Origin of the sequence: Rossellomorea aquimaris, from assembly GCF_001877785.1 — a bacterium.
GTDB classification, from domain to species: Bacteria; Bacillota; Bacilli; order Bacillales; family Bacillaceae_B; genus Rossellomorea; species Rossellomorea aquimaris_A.
This window is the reverse complement of record NZ_MINN01000109.1, coordinates 1-624: the sequence shown is the minus strand read 5'-3', so window position 1 is coordinate 624 and position 624 is coordinate 1. Positions and strand designations below refer to the sequence as shown.

Here is a 624-nt window from a genome sequence, read left to right as displayed (position 1 = left end):
GCTTCATACATAATCGCCGGATCGAAGCTTTCAGTTGCTGAAAACTCGAACGGGTATGTGGCAACCATGTCATCATAGCCGTCTCCTTGGCGTTCATAAAATGGATGCGGCGCCCCGAAAGTCATGTCTTCAGATTTCGAGATTTCCGCAAGGTCTGAATAAGTGTCCGCATCGTAGTCTTTGGCGTATGCCAACGTATAACCGTTTTCAAATCCGAGTGGTTCGAGCCATGTAGCGCCCAATTCTTCTTCATAACCTGCCCGCACTTCTTCTAATACTTCTTCAGAAGACTGTCCTGGCGTCGACTCCCGCTTCAAGACGTCTTTCAAGCCGGTTCCGGTGTATTCGACGTACATGTCGATATCGCCTTGCTCAAGTGCTGGCGTCAAAATCGATACTTCCAAAAAAAAAAAAATTTCTTATACACACATCCTAGCGAACGAGTCGCACTGCTGGCTAGTATTAAGTCTTCTGATTGATAAAACACATAGACAGATGAATGAAAGAGAAAAACGAGTTCGGAGGATGTACCAAAGTAAATAGAGGTGTGGTGTCGTAAGTATGTATGTAGAGATCTGCTGATAGGCATCGTGATTGACTATGGAGTACATGTGTAACCACGCG

General features: G+C 45.4%; 1 pseudogene. It reads right to left on the bottom strand.

The annotated features are described in order from the left end of the window. Positions 1-401: pseudogene (locus tag BHE18_RS16715) on the bottom strand (glycine betaine ABC transporter substrate-binding protein); the annotation flags it as partial. Between the last annotated feature and the right edge of the window lie 223 nt (positions 402-624).